17 protein-coding genes are annotated in these 19967 nt (G+C 57.1%); 7 read left to right on the top strand and 10 right to left on the bottom strand.

All coding sequences use genetic code 11. The annotated features are described in order from the left end of the window. The first annotated feature begins 301 nt into the window (after window positions 1-301). The 3 genes from mdtJ (at window position 302) to AA74_RS0104770 (ending at window position 3227) form a co-directional block, all read left to right on the top strand. Window positions 302-664, top strand: a complete 363-nt coding sequence (gene mdtJ, locus AA74_RS0104780; RefSeq protein WP_025911476.1) for a multidrug/spermidine efflux SMR transporter subunit MdtJ — start codon at window positions 302-304, stop codon at window positions 662-664. After that, on the top strand, window positions 651-980 hold the full coding sequence (mdtI, locus tag AA74_RS0104775) for a multidrug/spermidine efflux SMR transporter subunit MdtI (protein ID WP_008502462.1): 330 nt from the start codon (window positions 651-653) through the stop codon (window positions 978-980). The genes mdtJ and mdtI overlap by 14 nt, the downstream gene beginning before the upstream one ends. 84 nt (window positions 981-1064) lie before the next feature. Beyond that, a complete protein-coding gene (locus tag AA74_RS0104770; protein ID WP_023292589.1) occupies window positions 1065-3227 on the top strand; it encodes a bifunctional diguanylate cyclase/phosphodiesterase in 2163 nt (720 codons plus the stop codon). Window position 3228: 1 nt separating this feature from the next. Here AA74_RS0104770 and AA74_RS0104765 read toward each other — a convergent pair whose 3' ends face one another. The 9 genes from AA74_RS0104765 to puuD all read right to left on the bottom strand — a co-directional run bounded on the left by AA74_RS0104765 (window position 3229) and on the right by puuD (window position 12786). Next, window positions 3229-4050: a serine protease gene (locus tag AA74_RS0104765; RefSeq protein ID WP_008502460.1), complete on the bottom strand. Its 822-nt coding sequence runs from the start codon at window positions 4048-4050 to the stop codon at window positions 3229-3231. Between the two features lie 280 nt (window positions 4051-4330). Next, complete coding sequence (gene asr / locus AA74_RS0104755; protein ID WP_021241183.1) at window positions 4331-4705, bottom strand: acid resistance repetitive basic protein Asr; 375 nt, start codon at window positions 4703-4705, stop codon at window positions 4331-4333. Window positions 4706-4879: 174 nt separating this feature from the next. Continuing rightward, window positions 4880-5419 (bottom strand): thioredoxin fold domain-containing protein, encoded by a 540-nt coding sequence (locus AA74_RS0104750; protein WP_008502459.1) that lies wholly within the window; start codon window positions 5417-5419, stop codon window positions 4880-4882. Window positions 5420-5575: 156 nt separating this feature from the next. Beyond that, window positions 5576-7063: a carboxypeptidase M32 gene (locus AA74_RS0104745; protein WP_025911470.1), complete on the bottom strand. Its 1488-nt coding sequence runs from the start codon at window positions 7061-7063 to the stop codon at window positions 5576-5578. A 150-nt stretch (window positions 7064-7213) separates the two neighbouring features. Further along, on the bottom strand, window positions 7214-8485 hold the full coding sequence (gene puuE, locus AA74_RS0104740; protein ID WP_023344009.1) for a 4-aminobutyrate transaminase: 1272 nt from the start codon (window positions 8483-8485) through the stop codon (window positions 7214-7216). A 25-nt stretch (window positions 8486-8510) separates the two neighbouring features. Then, complete coding sequence (locus tag AA74_RS0104735) at window positions 8511-9791, bottom strand: FAD-binding oxidoreductase (RefSeq protein ID WP_025911468.1); 1281 nt, start codon at window positions 9789-9791, stop codon at window positions 8511-8513. Beyond that, window positions 9788-11281 carry an aldehyde dehydrogenase PuuC gene (gene puuC, locus AA74_RS0104730; RefSeq protein WP_025911467.1) on the bottom strand — a complete coding sequence of 498 codons (1494 nt, stop codon included), beginning with the start codon at window positions 11279-11281 and terminating at the stop codon, window positions 9788-9790. The genes AA74_RS0104735 and puuC overlap by 4 nt, the downstream gene beginning before the upstream one ends. Before the next feature lie 157 nt (window positions 11282-11438). Then, window positions 11439-11996 carry an HTH-type transcriptional regulator PuuR gene (puuR, locus tag AA74_RS0104725; RefSeq protein ID WP_008502454.1) on the bottom strand — a complete coding sequence of 186 codons (558 nt, stop codon included), beginning with the start codon at window positions 11994-11996 and terminating at the stop codon, window positions 11439-11441. Between the two features lie 25 nt (window positions 11997-12021). Then, window positions 12022-12786 (bottom strand): gamma-glutamyl-gamma-aminobutyrate hydrolase, encoded by a 765-nt coding sequence (gene puuD / locus AA74_RS0104720; protein ID WP_025911465.1) that lies wholly within the window; start codon window positions 12784-12786, stop codon window positions 12022-12024. A gap of 214 nt (window positions 12787-13000) precedes the next feature. Here puuD and AA74_RS0104715 point away from each other — a divergent pair, with 214 nt between their 5' ends. Further along, window positions 13001-14419, top strand: a complete 1419-nt coding sequence (locus tag AA74_RS0104715) for a glutamine synthetase family protein (RefSeq protein ID WP_008502452.1) — start codon at window positions 13001-13003, stop codon at window positions 14417-14419. Between the two features lie 356 nt (window positions 14420-14775). Further along, window positions 14776-16167 carry an APC family permease gene (locus AA74_RS0104710; RefSeq protein ID WP_023292582.1) on the top strand — a complete coding sequence of 464 codons (1392 nt, stop codon included), beginning with the start codon at window positions 14776-14778 and terminating at the stop codon, window positions 16165-16167. 75 nt (window positions 16168-16242) lie between these two features. On the opposite strand, the gene AA74_RS0104705 is transcribed toward AA74_RS0104710, so the two are convergent. Further along, window positions 16243-17496 carry an MFS transporter gene (locus AA74_RS0104705; RefSeq protein ID WP_025911462.1) on the bottom strand — a complete coding sequence of 418 codons (1254 nt, stop codon included), beginning with the start codon at window positions 17494-17496 and terminating at the stop codon, window positions 16243-16245. 121 nt (window positions 17497-17617) lie between these two features. Here AA74_RS0104705 and AA74_RS0104700 point away from each other — a divergent pair, with 121 nt between their 5' ends. Together AA74_RS0104700 and mlc are read left to right on the top strand one after the other, a co-directional pair. Next, a complete protein-coding gene (locus AA74_RS0104700) occupies window positions 17618-18550 on the top strand; it encodes a LysR family transcriptional regulator (protein WP_025911460.1) in 933 nt (310 codons plus the stop codon). Between the two features lie 94 nt (window positions 18551-18644). Beyond that, window positions 18645-19865: a sugar metabolism global transcriptional regulator Mlc gene (gene mlc, locus AA74_RS0104695; protein WP_008502447.1), complete on the top strand. Its 1221-nt coding sequence runs from the start codon at window positions 18645-18647 to the stop codon at window positions 19863-19865. The last annotated feature ends 102 nt before the right edge of the window (window positions 19866-19967 follow it).

The following is a 19967-nucleotide window of genomic DNA, read 5'->3' as shown; positions in this document are numbered from 1 at the left end:
GTACAAATTCGGTGTGTTTAACTACCGAGGACAATTTTCATCCGCAAAGACGAGAAGCAACAACGCGGATAATTGTAATTTTATGGACAATATGTTCAGGACGTACTCTTCAAACAATACTGCTGTATACTCCACCTCTTTCTGCCTGCTTTCTGGTGAGCAACACTGGCGCACCGCACTCTAGTCATTTCTTCTGCCTGAGCTGGCGCTAAGCGCTTAGCTGACTGATTTCAATTCTTATTTTTGGGTTTGCTGCACGCAGCGGGCCACGATGGATTATATTCTCAAGCAGGAGAAAAACATGTTTTACTGGATTTTATTAGCACTGGCTATTATTGCTGAAATTACCGGCACGCTGTCGATGAAGTGGGCAAGCGTCAGCGATGGCAATAGCGGTTTTATTTTGATGCTGGTGATGATTTCGCTTTCTTATATTTTCCTCTCATTTGCGGTGAAAAAAATTGCGCTGGGCGTCGCGTATGCCCTGTGGGAAGGGATCGGTATTTTGTTGATTACGCTGTTCAGCGTGCTGATATTTGACGAAACATTAACAACAATGAAGGTCGCCGGATTAACGACGCTGGTCGCGGGTATTGTGCTGATTAAATCAGGTACCCGTAAGCCGTCTAAAGTGCAGAAGGAGCAGAACCATGCAACAGTTTGAGTGGGTTCATGCGGCCTGGCTGGGGTTCGCCATCGTGCTGGAAATTCTGGCGAACGTTCTGCTGAAATTCTCCGATGGTTTTCGCCGTAAGCTCTACGGCCTGATGTCGATTGCCGCGGTTCTGGGCGCGTTCAGCGCGCTGTCCCAGGCGGTAAAAGGGATTGACCTGTCGGTGGCCTATGCGCTGTGGGGCGGTTTTGGTATCGCCGCCACGCTGGCCGCAGGCTGGGTGCTCTTCGGTCAGCGTTTAAACAACAAGGGCTGGATGGGACTCATCTTGCTGCTTGCCGGTATGATTATGATAAAACTCGCCTGACGCTCATAAAGCCATCCTTTACAGGCAGCGAAATTCGCTGCCTGTATTACGCTTAGAAAAGCAAAACCCTGAAGAGGATGGCGGATGTATCGCACATTAAGCTGGCGCAATATTCCCACCGCGAGAACGTTGTTTGCCATGGTCTTTATGGCGGGCATCGGCTTAATCATCTCCGTCGTCGCACTCCTCTATCTTTCCCTGCATCTTATCAGCACCAAAACCAATGAAATTGATGAACACCGCGCGGCGCTTTCCGTGCAGGGGGCCATTCAGACATCGGTCAACCGCGTCTCCTCGCTGGTGCTGGATAACGCCGTCTGGGACGATGCGGTGCGGGAGGCCTACCGTCCCACGCTCGATACCAACTGGTTGTATAACACCTGGGGCGCTGGCTTTAAAATCAACAACCTCTATGATGGCACCTTCGTGCTTGATGAGCATTTCAACGTCATCTGGGGATCGTTTCAAAGTCAGCCATTTCAGGAGACGAATCTCGATTTTTTCGGTAAGGGGCTGAAGGCGCTTATTGCTCAGCACGCGCGCGCCTTATCAGGCGATAAAAATATCTATGCCGGGATCAGCAAAACGCGAAGCGGCGTCGCCTTTGTGGGTATTGGGCTGATTCGCCCGATGGTCGGAAGATTACAGGTGACCGACGGAACGCGCCGCTATCTGGTAATCACCCGTCATCTGAACGCCAGAATTTTATCCGACCTGGGGTCGACCTTTCAGATCGATAACCTGCACTTTACGCCGGATAAAATTAACGAACTGAGTATGCCGCTGCGCAGCTCGGCAGGGGAGCTGCTGGGCTATCTTAACTGGCAGGCACGGCTTCCGGGAGCGCAGGCCGCCCGGGCGGCATCCTCTGATATCACCCAGATTGTCGTGCTGGCATCGGCCCTGATCCTGCTCTTTATTCTGGTGAGCAGCGTGGGGCTGTACAAGCTTGCGCGCGGAGAAAGCCAGGCGCGTCTGGTGGCCAGAACGGACTGGCTAAGCCATCTGCCGAACCGGCGAGCGCTCATCGAGGCGCTGGATCGGGTGAGCTTACGCGGAGATATCGACGTCAAAAGCGTGGTGTTTATCGATCTGGATGGCTTTAAAGACGTGAATGACATCTACGGCCACAGCGTGGGTGACGATCTCATTGTGGCGATTGCGAAAACGCTGAGTGAACGCGTGCCGCCGGGGGGAATGCTGGCGCGTATGGGCGGGGATGAGTTTGCCATGACAATCGGCGGTGATAAGGCAGAGACACAGGCCACCGCTTTTGCCGTGTCGGTGCTGGATTCTCTCTCCGCCCCGATTCAGCTGGGGGAACGCACCATCCATATCGGGGCCAGTATCGGGATCGCCAGCGGAACCCTGATTGAATGCACCAGTTCCGAGCTGTTTCGTCGCGCCGATATTGCCATGTACCATGCCAAAATGAGCGGGAAAGGGCGTATCACCCACTACGACGCCGAGCTGAACAGCGCCCGTGAGCGCAAGCTGGCGATTGAAAATCAGATCCGTAACGGTCTGGAGCGCGATGAGTTTGAGGTCTGGTATCAGCCGATTATTGACGCCCGCAGCCAGAAAATGAGCAGCGTCGAAGCGTTAGTCCGCTGGCCGCGTCGCCCGGAAGGGCCGCTGGGCCCGGATACCTTCATCGCCATCGCGGAGACCAGCGGCCTGATTTACAAACTGGGCCAGTTTGTGTTGCAGCGCGCCTGTCAGGACCTCCAGCCATACGGTGACTTAACGCTTTCCGTTAATATTTCTCCCGCACAATTCCGCGATCCCGCCTTCGAAGACAAAGTGGCCAGCGTGCTGGAGACCACCCATTTCCCTGCCAACCGACTGCAGCTGGAGGTCACGGAGTCTTATGTGCTGGAAAACCCGGAGCGTGCCCGCATGGCGATAGCCAATCTTAAAGCGCTGGGCACCGCGGTGGCGCTGGACGACTTTGGCACCGGCTATTCCAGCATTGGCTATTTGCGGCGTTTTAACTTCGACACCATCAAGATTGATAAATCCCTGGCCGGGCTGGTGGACCACGATGAACAGGCGGCCGCGCTGGTGAGCGGCACGGTGCGGATCGCCAACGCGCTGGGGATGGCGGTGGTCGCCGAAGGGGTCGAAACCGAAAGACAAATGAAACTGCTGCGGCTGGCTGGCTGCGATCAACTGCAGGGTTTCTGGTTCAGCCAGCCGATGCCGATTGAGTCAATCAGGGCGTTACATCAGGTCAGACGATGCTGATTTACTGCTGCGCCAGCGCTTCCAGCTTGTCGCGAAAACCGGTCACGGACAAGGCCCGGTTATCGGCCCGCCAGCGATCTTTCGCCGCCGGTGCAGAGCTCTGCACGCCAATCAACTGCCAGCCGTTATCTGTTTTCAGCATCAGCGGTGAACCACTGTCGCCCGGCAACGTATCACACTGGTGCGAGAGTACGCTGGTTTGCGCCCAGCCCGTCACAATACAGTCGGTGTGGGTGTAAAGGGTATCCAGATGGTCGACTGGATAGCCGGACTGCGTCACCTTCCGGTCGGCGGCTTTCAGCGCGGCGGTGAGTGCGTCTTTATCGCCGTCAAATAACGGCAGCGGCGTAATGCCGGAAGGGGGGTAGCGTAAAACGATCAGGCCAAAGTCCCATGAGGCGGCCGCCGGTGGCACGATCCAGCCGTCACCATCCGGTTTCAGCCGTTTGCCGAGAGACGGATCGACCCGGCCTTCAATGCCGTGTATTTCATAGCGCCAGGTCCCTTTTTGCGACACAAACCGCAAGGCCACCGCTTTATCCGGCTTGCCGTTTGGCGGCGTTAACAGACAGTGGCCTGCCGTCAGGGCAAGCTGAGGGGTGATCAGCGTCGCAGTACATAAGTTACCGCTGGCGGTTTCCAGTTGACCTATAGCATCCCATGGCGCCTGGGTGGGATCGGCGACGCGCGTACGGTCGTCATGATTGAAAAAAAGCGTCTTTAGCTCTTTCGCGCTAATGGTGTCATCACCGCCATCATCCGCATGTGAGAATCCAGAAAAAAGACCAAACGTTCCCAGTAACAACACAACAGATTTACGCATATCTCACTCTGGTGGGGGTAATTATGATTATTAAAAGTGAACCCTATGAAAATACTATAGACGGGACAGCGCTAAAGTGGGAGTAAAATCAGCGTGCTACATTCAGGAAAGATAAAAATGGCTGGCGATGAGCGCGCATAAAATAAGCAGGATCAGAATCAGCTCAAACCGATAGCGCCGCAGCATACGCCCTCCGGATAAAAAAAAACGGCGCGGAACCTGTTCCGGTTCAGCGCCGGTTTACCAACGTGCCCCGAAGGGCACGGTTTAGCTTGTACTCTTACGCAGCTGGCTGTGCAGCTGGTTTAGCAGCTTCGTGTTTTACTGCTTTTTTGTGATGCTTTTTAGCAGCCTGGGCTTTCTGCTCTACAGCCGGTTTGGTCGCTTTTTTGTGGTGCTTTTTAGCAGCCTGGGCTTTCTGCTCTGCAGCTGGTTTGGTCGCTTTTTTGTGGTGCTTTTTAGCGGCCTGGGCTTTTTGCTCTGCAGCCGGTTTAGCGGCTTTATGATGTTTCTTGTGATGGACAGTTTTTGCTGGCGCCGCGGTGGTCGTTGCAGCAGGTGCCGCAGCCGCCGGTGCAGCAGTGGTTTCAGCAGCGAACGCAGCAGAAGACAGACCCATAGCAGCGGCAACAACCAGAGCTAATACTTTTTTCATGTTCATACCCTCGAATTTGGTTTTTCATTTAACCCCACTGCGGGGCCGTTGAAAGAACTATATCCCTGTAAATTCGGGGTTTCCGTGAGTGATTGGTATCGGCGTGTAACGGAATGTACAGAGGGGAGAAAAGTGTACGAACAGACCAAACGCCGCTGCTCGTACAGGTCTCTGTTATCTTTTCAGTGTGGCCAGAATAGCCGCCGGAGACTGACTGCCTATAATCGACCGTGATTCAGGCTCAATAACCACCATTACCGGGGTGACGCTAATGCCCAAACGTTCTGCCAGTGCAGATTGCCGCGCGATCAGATCGGAGCACGCTGTCGTGGTGTCGTTATTCGGTAAAAATCCCGCCATCGCTTGTTGCAGGCTTTTGACCTTATCGGCTGAACACCAGACGCGCCCCATATCTTCAATTACCGAGTCGCGAATGGCGCTGGGCGCAACGGTCAGAAACGACATCGTCAAACCGGCATCCGTATATTGCTTAACGTTTTTCACTACATTGCTGCAGTAAATGCACTGATTATCAATAAACACCAGCAGCTTATATTTTTCAGCGGGAGCCTGAAACGTGATGGGCTGGAGGTCTGCAAGAGAGCGGGTAATATCGTTGAACGCGTCTTGCGGGGTATTATCCGTGGCTGCGAAAGTACTTAAACTGGTCGCACACAGAATCGCTAACACCGTTTTCATTATGCCTTTCATCATTGATCCCTTTATTTTTTTAATCCTGGCCTGATAGCAGTCTAATTGTGTCGGAAGGACACGCATTCATACACCCGGCGCAATCATGGCAATATGTGCTAAATCATATTCTTATTGAAAAGGGTGAGAAGAGTGCCGGAGCAGGCTCCGGCAGAGGGATTAAAGATAACGGGAGGTCAGATGCTCGCGGAAGTAACGGATATTCAGATCTTCACCCGTCGCCTGGGTGATTAACTGCGACGTGCTGAAGCGACTGCCGTGCTGCCAGATGTTCTGACGCAGCCACTCAAAGAGTGCGGAAAAATCGCCCTCAGCGATGGAGGCCTGCAGACCCGGAAGCGCCGTTTTCGCGGCGTGGAACAACTGTGCGGCATACATGGCCCCCAGCGTATAGGATGGGAAGTAGCCAAAACCGCCGTCGGTCCAGTGGATATCCTGCATGCAGCCGTTGCGGTAGTTGTCTTTGGTGGATAACCCGAGCCAGGCCTGCATTTTCTCGTCCCACAGGGCAGGGATATCGTCCACTTCGATCTCGCCGTTGATCAGCGCGCGCTCAATCTCATAGCGCAGCACCACGTGTGCCGGGTAGCTCACTTCGTCCGCATCGACGCGGATATAGCCCGGCTTCACGCGCTGGTTCCAGGCAATAAAATTCTCTTCGCTGAACGCCGCCTGGCTGCCAAAGCGGGCGTGCACCGCAGGGAGAAGATGCTTGAGGAAGGCTTCACTGCGTCCCAGCTGCATCTCAAAGAACAGGCTCTGGGATTCGTGGATCGCGGTTGAGCGGGCGAGGGCAATCGGCTGTCCTGCCCACGCGCGCGGCAGGTTTTGTTCGTAGCGCGCGTGTCCGGTTTCGTGGATCACGCCAAACAGCGCGCTGAGCAGTTCATCCTCGTCGTAGCGCGTGGTGATGCGCACGTCTTCCGGCACGCCGCCGCAGAACGGGTGCGCACTCACGTCGAGGCGACCGCCGTTAAAATCGAAGCCGAGCATTTTCATGGCTTCCAGGCCCAGTTCGCGCTGTGTTGCGGTCGGGAATGGGCCCTGAGGAGGAACAAATGAACGTTGCGCCTGCTTTTCCACGACGTTTGCCAGCAGGTCCGGCAGCCAGGATTTCATATCGCCGAACAGAACGTCCAGACGGGCGCTGGTCATGTCGGGCTCAAAAATATCCAGCAGCGCGTCGTACGGTGTGCAGCCTTTGGCTTCCGCCCGCAGGCGCGCCTCTTCGCGGCTGAGTTTGACCACCTCTTTCAGGTTGGCGGAAAAACCCTGCCAGTCGTTGGCGGGACGCTGCGTGCGCCAGGCGTGCTCGCACCTGCTGCCCGCCAGGGATTTGGCTTCCACCAGCGATTCCGGCAGCAGGGTCGCCTGCTGGTAGTGGCGCGTCATTTCGCGCAGGTTGGCCTGTTCGACGTCATTCAGATCTTCACCTGCCACCGCCGCTAACAGGTCGCCGACTTTTTTATCGGTCAGGATCTGGTGCTGCAGGACGCTCATCTCCGCCAGCGCCTCGCCGCGCGCGGCGCTGCCGCCGGGCGGCATCATGGTGAACATGTCCCAGCTGGCGATGGAGGTAAGGTGCGAGAAGCGGGAGAGACGCTGGAAGGTTTTCACAAGTGACTGATAGGCTGATGTTTTTTGCAATTCTTATTTCCTCATGCCGGGGATGTGTTTCAGGGAGCATACAATGAAACAGACCCAATTCCCCAACATTTCCCACATGGAGGAAATCTGTGCCGATCTCCTCCGTTGAAACCGTCCCCGGCATTCCGGAAGACGGTTTTCGGTAGGCACTCAGGACTTATCGCGCATAACCTGTTGCAGGATCGCCAGCGCCTGGTTGAACTGGGCATCCGGAATGGTCAGCGGATAAAGGAAGCGGATCACGTTGCCGTACTGGCCGCAGATCAATAACAGCAGACCCTGGGCGAGCGCCTTTTGCTGGATCGCCTGCGCGATGGCGGCCGACGGTTCACGGCTCTCGGGGTCAAAAAACTCCGCCGCAATCATCGAGCCTCTTCCCCTTATCGCCACGAGCGCAGGGAAGGTGCCCTGAATCTCCTCCAGCGTGGCTTTCAGCCGATCGCCCAGCTGACGGGCGCGCGCGCACAGCGACTCGTTGTCGATAATCTTCAGCACCGCGTGCGCGGCGGCCACCGCAAGCGGGTTGCCTGCATAGGTGCCCCCCAGGCCGCCGGGAGCCGGCGCGTCCATGATTTCGGCGCGGCCCACCACGCCGGACAGCGGCATTCCGCCTGCCAGGCTTTTAGCCATCGTCATCAGGTCGGGTTTGTCCGCGTAGTGTTCCATCGCAAACAGCTTACCCGTTCGGGCGAAGCCGCTCTGCACTTCGTCGGCAATCATCACGATCCCGTGTTCATCACAGATACGGCGGATGGCGGCCACCAGCTCTGGCGGGGCGACGTTGAATCCGCCTTCACCCTGAATGGGTTCAAAAATAATCGCCGCCACCTGTTTCGCCTCAATATCTGCTTTGAACAGGCGTTCTATCGCCGTGATGGCATCCTGCGTCGTGATGCCGTGCAGCTCGGAGGGATACGGCACGTGGTAAACCGAGCCCGGGAAGGGGCCAAATCCCAGCTTATAAGGCGCGACCTTGCCGGTTAAGGCCATGGTCATATAGGTTCGGCCGTGAAAGCCTCCCCCGAAGGCAATCACGCCCGGTCTGCCGGTGTGGGCCCGGGCGATTTTAATGGCATTTTCCACCGCTTCTGCACCCGTGGTGAAGAAAGCCGTTTTGGCCGGGCTCTGCACCGGAGCCAGCTCGTTAAGTTTTTCGGCCAATGAAACGTAGCTTTCATACGGCACAATCTGGTAGGCCGTGTGGGTGAACTGGTGAAGCTGTTTTTCGACTGCGGCCACCAGTTCAGGATGACGATGGCCGGTATTCAGTACCGCGATCCCGGCGGCGAAATCAATATAGTCGTTGCCTTCCACGTCGGTGAGCGTGGCATTCTCCGCCGAGCGGGCAAAGAAATTACACATTACGCCAACGCCGCGCGGGGTGGCAGAAAGTCTGCGCTGATGAAATTCCTGGTTACTCATGTCAGATACCCTTTTGTCGAAACGATCATACGCCAAGACGATCGCGCAGGCTGTAGTACGCCGCGCCCATCGCCGTAAATGGAATCCGCAGGCTGCGGCCGCCCGGGAAGGGGTAGTGCGGGAGGTTGGCAAACGCATCAAAGCGCTCAGCGTCACCGCGCAACAGTTCCGAGATCAGCCGTCCGGCCAGGTGGGTGCAGGTCACGCCGTGGCCGCTGTAGCCCTGCATGTAATAGATGTTTTTGTCCAGACGACCAAACTGCGGCATACGGGACAGGGTCAGCAGGAAGTTGCCCGTCCAGCGGTAGTCGATTTTGACGCCTGCCAGCTGAGGGAAAGTTTTCAGCAGCTTTGGCATCACCAGGCGCTCGACATCGTCCGGATCGCGCGCGCCATACACGACGCCACCGCCGTACAGCAGGCGGTTGTCGGCGGTGAGACGGTAGTAATCCAGCAGGTAGTTGCAATCTTCCACGCAGTAGTTATTGGGGATCAGCGTGCGGGCGAGCTCTTCCGGCAGCGGGGCGGTGGTCACCACCTGGGTGCCGCAGGGCATGCTGCGTTTTGCCAGCTCCGGTTCAATCTTATCGCCCAGATAGGCATTCCCGGCGACGATCACGTAGCGGGCCGTCACCTGACCATGCTGCGTGCTCACCACGGCCGGGCTGGTGTGCTGAATGGCAGTCACCGGGGACTGTTCATACACCCGCCCGCCGTTCAGGCGAATGGCGTCCGCTTCGCCGATCGCCAGGTTCAGCGGATGAATGTGCCCCCCGCTGCGGTCCAGCAGCGCGCCGGTATAGCGTTCGCTGTCGACTTCCCGGCGGATGGCGCTGGCGTCCAGCAATTCCAGCTGCGTGTTGCCGTAGCGTTCCCAGTTGGCTTTTTGCTCCTCCAGCGTCTCCAGCTGCTTATGGTTTAGCGCCACAAACAGCCCGCCTGGACGATAATCGCACTGGATCTGATAGCGCTGGATACGCTCCCGGATGATCTCCCCGCCTTCAAACATCATGCTCCCGAGGGCTCTGGCAGCATCGGGGCCGTAGTTTTTCTCAATCACGTCGATGTCGCGGCTGTAGGAGTTAACCAGCTGGCCGCCGTTGCGTCCGCTGGCGCCGAAGCCGATGCGCGCCCCTTCAAGGAGCACCACGTCGTAGCCCATTTCGGCGAGATGCAGCGCGGAGGAGAGGCCGGTATAGCCGCCGCCCACCACGCACACGTCACAGCTGATCGATTCGTTAAGCGTCGGGAAAGGTTCGTAAGCGTTCGCGCTGGCCGCGTAGTAGCTGGTGGTATGTTCGGTCATGATTGAGGCTCCAGGGCAATCCAGATGGTTTTCAGTTCGGTAAATTTTTCCAGCGCGTGCAGGGACTTATCGCGACCATTGCCGCTCTGCTTATAGCCGCCAAAGGGGACGGTCATATCACCGTCGTTATAGTTATTGACGAAGACCGAGCCGGCTTTCAGGCGGCGGCTCATGCGGTGCGCGCGGGAGAGATCGCGGGTCCATACCGCCGCGCCAAGCCCGTATTCACTGTCGTTGGCCAGCGTTAAGGCTTCCTCTTCGGTTTTAAAACGGGTGACGACCAGCACCGGCCCGAAAATCTCTTCCCGGCAGAGCGGAGAGGCAGGGTCGATGTCGACGAAAATGGTTGGACCGACTGCGGAAGGCCATGATTGTTCCCGCCCGTCCAGCAGCAGCGAGCCTTTCCGGGTTCCCTCGCGAATAAACGTGTGGACGGTATCGGCGTGCGCGGCGTCGATGAGCATTCCCATCGTGCTGTCAGGGTCGAGCGGATCGCCCGGCTGCCAGTGGCGGGCCTGCGCCTTCAGCCTTGCCAGGAAGTCATCAGCGATGCTGTCTTCGAGCAGCAGGCGGGTACCGGCGATACAGACTTGCCCCTGGTTATAAAAAATCCCGGCGGCGGTCGCGCTCACGGCCATGTCCAGGTCCGGACAGTCGGCAAAGATAATGTTGGCGCTTTTGCCGCCCGCCTCCAGCCAGACGCGCTTCATGTTGCTTTCTCCCGCGTCCTTCAGCAGCTGCTTGCCGGTACGGGTAGAGCCGGTAAACGTCAGCACCTCGACCTCCGGATGCAATGCCAGCGCCTGGCCCGCTTCGTGGCCGTAACCGCTTATCACGTTCAGCACGCCGTCAGGCAGGCCCGCCTCTTTCGCCAGTCCGGCCAGCCGCAGGGCGGTGAGCGGTGATTTCTCCGATGGTTTCAATACCACGCTGTTGCCCGCGATCAGCGCCGGGCCCAGCTTCCAGCAGGCCAGCAGCAGCGGGAAGTTCCAGGGGACGATGGCCGCGACAACTCCGATGGGCTCGCGCACGATCATCGCCAGCTCGCCCGGCCCCGTAGGCGCCACTTCGCCGTAGACTTTATCCGCCGCTTCGGCGTACCAGCGAATGGCGCGCGCCGCGCCGGGAATATCGTCGCGCAGGCTGTGGCGGATGGGTTTACCGGTGTCCAGCGTTTCCAGTAAGGCCAGCTCTTCGCCGTGACGTTCCATTAAATCGGCGAGCGTATTTAGCACGGCCTTGCGCTGCGCCGGAGACGCCTGCGACCAGTCACCGCGCTCAAATACCGCACGCGCGGCCTGAACCGCGCGGTCCACGTCCGCCTGTTTGCCCCGTGCGACGTTCGCCAGCGTCTGCTGGGTCGCGGGATTGACGGTGTCAAACGTGGCATTATCGGCGGCGTCACAATAGGCGCCGTTAATAAATAACCGGGTCTCAATGGCGCTATTTTTTGCTTTATCCTGCCAGTAAGTCAGGTGCTGAAAATGCATATTCACTCCTTTCTTTCGCAATCAGATAAATAAAGGCATGGCCGTTTCAGGCAATACGAAGCCGTGGGGCATCCCGGGAATTAACCCGTTAAATGCCGACAGCGATCGTTTTTATATTTCCCGGCGTAAGCGCGCTTACGCCGGGACTGAGTGGTAATTAGAACGTGGTGGGAGTGTGGGCACTGATAATGCGGCAGATGCCTGCCGAGGTGTTGCTGAAGCTGTGCGGTATGCCGGTATTGATGGCATAGCTCTGCCCCGCAACCAGGTGATATTGCTGGCCATTAATGGTCAACAATATTTCACCTTCCAGTATCGTACCGATCTCCTCACCCTGGTGTTTGATCCTCTCTCCGGTCGTGGTTCCAGGCTGGTAAGTTTCAAAAATCATCGCCAGCGTACGGTTCGGATTTCCGTTATGAACCAGCTTCATCGAAACCCCCTGACTGCCTATTTCGATAAGGTCTTCCTGATTAATAACCACCTGCGGTTCATCAGGTTTTTCCGGTTCCGAAAAGAATTCCGAGAGCGACAGCCCATAAACTTTCAGCAGCTTTTGCAGCGTACTGATAGCAGGACTGACTTTGTCCTGCTCAATGGTGCTGATGGCACTGTGTGTTAACCCAGACAGTTCGGCGGCACGCCGCTGCGAGAGACCCAGCTGCTGGCGGATCTCAGACAGACGTTTCCCTGGCGCCAGTCCGTCATCGCTCATAGTTGCATTTCCTTTACGGTAGTGGTCAAAGCCGTTGCTTCTCGGCAATGTGGCTTTGACAGGCGGTGATAAAACCTTCAAACAACATACGGGACAGGGCGTACTCGCTGCTGTTCCATTCGGGGTGCCATTGCACGCCGAGGGCAAAAGGGTGGTCATGAACGCTGACCGCCTCGACCAGCCCATCCGTCGAGCGGGCCTCCACGCGAAGCCGTGGTCCTAACGTCCGTGCACCTTGCCCGTGTAACGAGTTTACCCAAAATGTGTTACAGCCTAGTATTAATTGAGACAGCAGTCCTCCCTCCTGAACCTGAACTTCATGAGACGGGGCGTATTGTAGCTCAACCGGCAGTTCAGGATCTTCCCGGTGCTCGAGCAGGTCGTTCTGCTCGAACAGGCGGCGATACAGCGTCCCCCCCGTCGCAACAACGAGTTCCTGCAGCCCCCGGCAGATGGCGAAAATGGGGATGCGCCTTTCGAGCGCGGCGGCAATCAGCGCCATACTCAGAAGATCTCGCCCGGGATCGGCGTCAGGCTCATCGCCGTTTTCACCATAAAGGTGCGGCTGCACGTTACTTGGGCTGCCCGGCAGGTAAATCCCGTCCAGGGTGGGCAGCAGAGCGGTGAGCAGCTCTGGCTCTGCCAGCGCATGCGGTAAGGCAATCGGTAAACCCCCCGCGTTAATAATGGCATTCAGGTACTTTTCTTGCAGGGTCTGGGTCTCATGACCCTTAAGCCTGTTTCTACACATCACCACGCCAATAACTGGCTTGTTCATTATATTTTCCATGATCGCCCTCACAAAGTGGACTAAATTTAGGCCATTTTCGCCTGATAAACGGCCTTTTCGTTCAATATTTTCTCAATCTAGCAACGAGATCTGCCTTTTGCAAACTTAATTTAACATTTGACAAACAATTTATTTGCATACAGATTCGATAGAGTGGACATTATATTTGACAGTCCAGAGCAGCGAACGCAAATCCCAAAAACGGTGGTAAATCATGGAAACCAATATCGTAGAAGTTGAGAACTTTGTGCAGCACACGGATGAGAGGCGGGGCAGCGCCTTTACGCAGGAAGTGAAGCGCTATTTAGAAAAGTATCCTGACACCCAGTTTATTGATGTCCTCCTGACCGACCTGAACGGCTGTTTTCGCGGCAAGCGCATCCCGGTTGCCGGACTGAGCAAGCTTGAAAAAGGCTGCTATTTCCCGGCATCGGTTTTCGCCATGGACATTTTAGGTAACGTCGTGGAAGAGGCGGGTCTGGGGCAGGAGCTAGGCGAGCCGGACTGTATCTGCGTGCCGGTGCCGGGCACCCTGACGCCGTCCGCCGCCGACCCGGAATACATTGGTCAGGTGCAGCTCACCATGGTCGATGAAGATGGCGCTCCCTTTGACGTTGAGCCGCGGAACGTACTCAACCGACTCTGGCAGCAGCTGCGCCAGCGCGGCCTGTTCCCCGTGGTAGCGGTAGAGCTGGAGTTCTATTTACTTGACCGTAAACGCGATGCCGACGGCTATCTGCAGCCACCCTGCGCGCCGGGGACCGACGTGCGTAACACGCAGAGTCAGGTCTACTCGGTTGATAATCTTAACCATTTTGCTGACGTGCTGAACGATATTGACGAACTGGCGCAGCTGCAGCTGATCCCCGCCGACGGGGCAGTGGCTGAGGCCTCCCCGGGCCAGTTTGAGATAAACCTGCACCATACGGAAAACGTGCTCGACGCCTGCGATGATGCGCTGGCGCTTAAACGTCTCGTCAGGCAGATGGCGGAAAAACATAAGATGCACGCCACGTTTATGGCAAAGCCGTATGAAGAACATGCGGGCAGCGGGATGCATATCCACATCAGCATGCAAAACAACCGAGGCGAAAACGTGCTCGCAGACGCCAACGGCGAGGATTCCGCGCTGCTGAAACGCGCGCTGGCCGGGATGATCGACCTGATGCCTGCGTCCATGGCGCTGCTGGCACCGAACGTCAACTCCTACCGCCGTTTCCAGCCGGGGATGTACGTGCCGACGCAGGCGTCATGGGGACACAATAATCGCACCGTTGCCCTGCGTATCCCCTGCGGCGATCGCCATAACCATCGGGTCGAGTACCGGGTGGCGGGCGCTGACGCGAATCCGTATCTGGTGATGGCGGCGATTTTTGCCGGCATTTTACATGGGCTGGATAACGATTTACCCCTGCAGGAAGAAGTGGAAGGCAATGGTCTGGAGCAGGACGGACTGCCGTTCCCGATTCGTCAGAGCGATGCGCTGTGGGAATTTATGCAAAACGATAGCCTTCGCGAGCGGCTGGGCGAACGTTTCTGCCACGTCTATCACGCCTGCAAAAACGATGAATTGCTGCAGTTTGAACGCCTGATTACCGAAACGGAAATTGAGTGGATGCTGAAAAACGCCTGATGACGTGCCCCGGTAAGGGGCCGCTTTGTTTCATCTGACACGTATCACCAAACGGCCTGCGCGGAGCCTGGCCTAACTGTTCGCTGGCACGCCAGCTTTCTCCCGGGAGTCGCGTTATGGAGCGCAGGCGGCACAGGGATTTTCTTAACGACACTGTGTGACGAGGTAGGAAATGATGCAGATGTTCAACTATCCGCAGGGCGAAGGGGGCCAGTCAGGCGCCTGCTGTGAGTGCGAGCGAGAGATGCTGCGCTGGTACGATCGCGTGTGTTCTTTACAACTTCCCCCTTTGCTAAGCAGGTTTGCGTTAAGGACAGCGCGATTGCAAACCACGGTAAGCATGGGGGGGACGGTTTATGGCGACTAATACCTCTCTTGACTCGCCGCGCATGGCAGGAAGAACCCGGCTGCGCAGTTCCCTCAAGCTCTGGCAGGTGGTCATGATGGGGCTGGCTTATCTCACCCCCATGACCGTGTTTGATACCTTCGGCATTGTGTCCGGTATCAGCAACGGCCACGTGCCCGCCTCGTATCTCCTGGCGCTGGCGGGCGTTATGTTTACCGCCATCAGCTACGGCAAACTGGTACGACAGTTTCCGGAAGCGGGCTCCGCGTACACCTACACGCAGAAATCGATCGGCCCCCATTTAGGTTTTATGGTCGGCTGGTCATCGCTGCTGGATTATCTCTTCCTGCCGATGATCAACGTGCTGCTGGCGAAGATCTACCTTTCCGCGCTGTTCCCTGAAGTCCCGCCGTGGGTCTGGGTGGTGGGGTTTGTAACGATCCTGACGCTGGCGAACCTGAAGAGTGTGAATCTGGTCGCCAACTTTAACACCCTGTTTGTGCTGGTGCAGATCGCCATCATGGTGGTGTTTGTCATACTGGTGGTGCACGGTCTGCATAAGGGAGAGGGCGTCGGCACCGTCTGGTCGCTCCAGCCGTTTATCAGCGAGAACGCACACCTGATTCCGATTATTACCGGCGCGACTATCGTCTGCTTCTCTTTCCTCGGCTTTGACGCGGTCACCACGCTGTCGGAAGAGACGCCAAACGCGGCGCGGGTGATTCCCAAAGCCATCTTCCTCACCGCTTTGTATGGCGGGCTGATATTTATTGTTGCCTCGTTTTTCATGCAGCTCTTTTTCCCGACGATCGCGCGCTTCAAAAACCCGGACGCCGCGCTGCCGGAAATCGCGCTGTACGTGGGCGGCAAGCTCTTCCAGTCGGTGTTTCTGTGTACCACGTTTGTGAATACGCTCGCTTCAGGCCTGGCCTCGCACGCCAGCGTCTCTCGCTTACTGTATGTGATGGGGCGTGACAACGTGTTTCCGGAGCGGGTGTTTGGCTACGTGCATCCGAAATGGCGTACGCCAGCCCTGAACGTCATTATGGTTGGGATAGTGGCGCTGTCGGCCCTGTACTTCGATCTCGTGACCGCGACGGCGCTGATCAACTTTGGCGCGCTGGTGGCGTTTACGTTTGTTAATCTCTCGGTGTACAACCATTTCTGGCGGCGCAAGGGGATGAACAAAACGTGGAAAGATCGGTTCCACTATCTCCTGCTGCCGCTCATTGGTGCCGTCACGGTCGGCGTGCTGTGGATAAACCTCGAAGCGACGTCCCTGACGCTTGGCCTCATCTGGGCGGCACTGGGGATCCTTTACCTGACATGGCTCACGCGCCGTTTCCGAAAACCGCCTCCGCAGTTTGAAGCCGGTAAGATAGAGCAGGCCTGGGATTCCTGAACGAAAAACGGCACCAGTACGCTGGTGCCGTTTTTCTGAATGACGCGTCTTACCAGACATCAACCCGCAGGCGTATTATCTCAGACGTTTATGCAGGCTTCCCCCCACCAGCAACGCCGCGCACAGCATCAGCGCAATAAACCCGCCCACGCCGTTCCAGCCGTAGCTATGCCAGAACACGCCGCCGAGCGTCCCGGCGATGCTGGACCCCAGGTAATAGCTAAACAGATAAAGAGACGATGCCTGACCTTTGGCGCGACGCGCGCGTGGGCCTATCCAGCTGCTGGCGACCGAGTGGGCGGCGAAGAAACCCGCGGAGAAGAGCAGCATGCCGGCAAAAATCAGCCACAGGGAGGAGAAGAGGGTCAGCAGCAGGCCGACCAGCATCACCGATGTGAAGAACAGCATGACCGGGCCGCGGCCATAGCGGGCGGTCATTGCCCCGGCCTTCGGTGAACTCCACGTTCCGGTCAAATACGCAACCGAGAGTAAACCGACAAGAGCCTGGCTCAGATGCCACGGCGAGAGCATCAGGCGATAGCCAATGTAGTTAAACAGCGTGACGAACGAGCCCATCAGCAGGAAGCCGGTCAGGAACAGGCGCGGCAGCCCCTTGTCGCGCCAGTGCAGGCGGAAGTTGATAAACAGCGTTTTCGGGCGCAGCGATGTCGGGCGGAAATGACGCGATTCCGGCAGAATTTTCCAGAACATCAGGGCAGAAGCCAGCGCGAAACAGCCGATGACCGCCAGCGCAATCCGCCAGCTAAAGAAGTCCGTGAATACCCCGCTCAGCAGACGTCCGCTCATCCCGCCAATCGAGTTCCCGCTGATGTATAGCCCCATCGAAAAGGCGACGAAGCTCGGGTGGATCTCCTCGCTGAGGTAGGTCATCCCGACCGCCGCCACGCCGCTGAGCGAGAGCCCAATCAGCGCGCGCATCACCAGAATGCCGTGCCAGCTGGTCATCATGGTCGAGAGTAGCGTACAAACCGAGGCCAGCATCAGCGCGGTTACCATCACCTGTTTACGGCCGATGGCGTCGGACAGCGGCCCGGTAAAGAGCAGGCCAATCGCCAGCATACCGGTTGAAATAGAGAGGGATACGCTGCTGCTGGCGGGTGAAACGCCAAACTCATGGGAGAGCACGGGCAGGATCGGCTGAACGCAATAGAGCAGGGCGAAGGTCGCCAGACCGGCGGAGAAGAGCGCCAGCGTGACGCGCATAAATTGGGGGGTACCACGTTTAATGAACTGAACCGGCTGCGATGTTGCAGGTAAATCATCGATATCGCTCGCCGGATCGATATCAATGGCAGTTGTACGACTCACACAGTTTCCTTGCTTAAACATCCCCGTGATTTCTGGTGACGGGTATGACCACCTGATAAGGGTAGGAAAATGTAAATATTCTGTCTAATATATTAATAATCTCAAATGATACTTTAGAAATATGAATATCGAGCTGCGTCATCTCCGCTATTTTGTCGCCGTCGCCGAAGAGCTGCATTTTGGCCGCGCGGCGGCGCGGCTGAACATCTCTCAGCCGCCCTTAAGCCAGCAGATTCAGATCCTGGAGCAGCAGGTCGGGGCGCGCCTTCTGGCCCGCACCAACCGCAGCGTGAGCCTGACGGCGGCGGGTAAGCAGTTTCTCATCGACAGCCGACAAATTCTGAGCATGGTCGAGGACGCCGCCGCCCGGGCAGAACGGCTCTATCTCGGGGAGGCCGGAGAGTTGCGCATCGGGTTTACCTCGTCGGCACCGTTTATCAGCGCCGTCTCGGAAACCCTGTCGTCATTCCGTCGCCATTTCCCGGATGTTCATATTCAAACGCGCGAGATCAACACCCGCGAGCAGATCGCGCCGCTGAATGAGGGTTCGCTGGATCTGGGGCTGATGCGTAATACCCAGCTGCCGGACTCGCTGGCGTGGGAGGTGATCCTGCGCGAGCCGCTGATGGCCATGATCCCGCACGATCACCCGCTGGCGTCGCGTCCGGCGGTTTCGCTGGCAGAGCTGGCAAACGAGCCGTTTGTCTTTTTTGACCCGCAGGTCGGAACGGGTCTGTATGACGATATCCTGGGGCTGATGCGCCGCTACGATCTTGCCCCGGTCATCACCCAGGAAGTCGGGGAAGCGATGACCATTATCGGCCTGGTCGCGGCCGGGCTGGGGGTGTCTATTCTTCCGGCCTCCTTTAAACGGGTACAACTGCGCGAAATGCGCTGGGTGACCATCGCCGAAGAGGATGCCGTTTCAGAGATGTGGCTGGTCTGGGCAAAACATCGCGAACAGAGCCATGCCGCACAGCGCTTCAAAAAGCAGTTGATGAACGCCTCCGCCGGGCGGCATTTTCAGGGAAAAGTGGGCAAAAATGTGCAGTAAATCACATGGCTAAGTAAATATTTGACGGCAGCCCTGCAAGTGCTTCACCATAGCCAACAGTTTATTTCGAAGCTCGAAAATAAGGGAGTACGAGGTGGTCGCTGATAGTCAGCCAGGGCATATTGATCAGATTAAGCAGACCAACGCTGGCGCGGTGTATCGCCTGATTGATCAGCTTGGTCCGGTTTCGCGTATCGATCTCTCGCGCCTGGCACAGCTGGCACCCGCCAGTATTACCAAGATTGTCCGCGAGATGCTGGAAGCGCACCTGGTTCAGGAGACGGAAATTCAGGAGCCGGGCAGCCGTGGCCGTCCGGCAGTCGGACTGGTGGTGGAGACGGAAGCCTGGCACTACCTGTCGCTGCGCATCAGCCGCGGCGAGATCTTCCTTGCGCTGCGCGATCTCAGCAGCAAGCTGGTGGTGGAAGACCGTCTTGATCTGCCGCTCAACGCTGAGGAACCGCTCCTCGACGCGATTGTTTCGCATATCGATCGCTTCTTTATTCGTCACCAGCAGAAGCTTGAACGCTTAACGGCCATTGCCATCACCATGCCGGGTATTATTGATACCGAAAATGGCATTGTTCACCGCATGCCGTTTTACGACGATGTTAAAGAGATGCCGCTGGGCGAAGTGCTGAAAAACCATACCGGCGTGCCGGTCTATATTCAGCATGACATCAGCGCCTGGACCATGGCGGAGGCGCTGTTCGGCGCGTCACGCGGGGCGAGGGATGTGATTCAGGTGGTTATCGATCATAACGTCGGGGCAGGCGTCATTACCGACGGACGTCTTCTCCACGCCGGAAGCAGCAGTCTGGTGGAAATTGGCCATACCCAGGTCGACCCATACGGTAAGCGCTGCTACTGCGGTAACCACGGCTGTCTGGAGACCATTGCCAGCGTGGAAAGCGTGCTGGAGCTGGCGCAGGTCAGGCTCAGTCAGTCCATGAGCTCATCGCTACACGGACAACCCCTCACGGTGGATTCTCTCTGCGCCGCGGCGCGTCAGGGCGATCTGCTGGCGAAGGACATCATTACCGGGGTGGGGAATAACGTTGGCCGCATTCTGGCGATTATGGTGAACCTCTTCAACCCGCAAAAAATCCTTATTGGCTCACCGCTGAGCCAGGCGGCGGAGATCCTCTTCCCGGCGATTACGGCCTGTATTCAGCAGCAGTCACTTCCCGCCTACAGCCGGAACATTGCGGTAGAAAGTACCCAGTTTTCCAATCAGGGCACGATGGCCGGCGCCGCGCTGGTCAAAGATGCCATGTATAACGGCTCGCTGTTGATCCGCCTGTTACAGGGTTAACTCTTTTTTGCAGATGTAAGAAAAATTGCGCTATCTCAAGCCGGGTAGCGCACGCATCCCGTAGACTTCCTCCACTGAATTATTTACCTGGTTTATATTTTC

It is taken from the genome of Enterobacter sp. 5-4 (assembly GCF_000612205.1).
Taxonomy (GTDB): domain Bacteria; phylum Pseudomonadota; class Gammaproteobacteria; order Enterobacterales; family Enterobacteriaceae; genus Enterobacter; species Enterobacter roggenkampii.
This window is presented reverse-complemented; position numbering and strand designations above follow the sequence as displayed.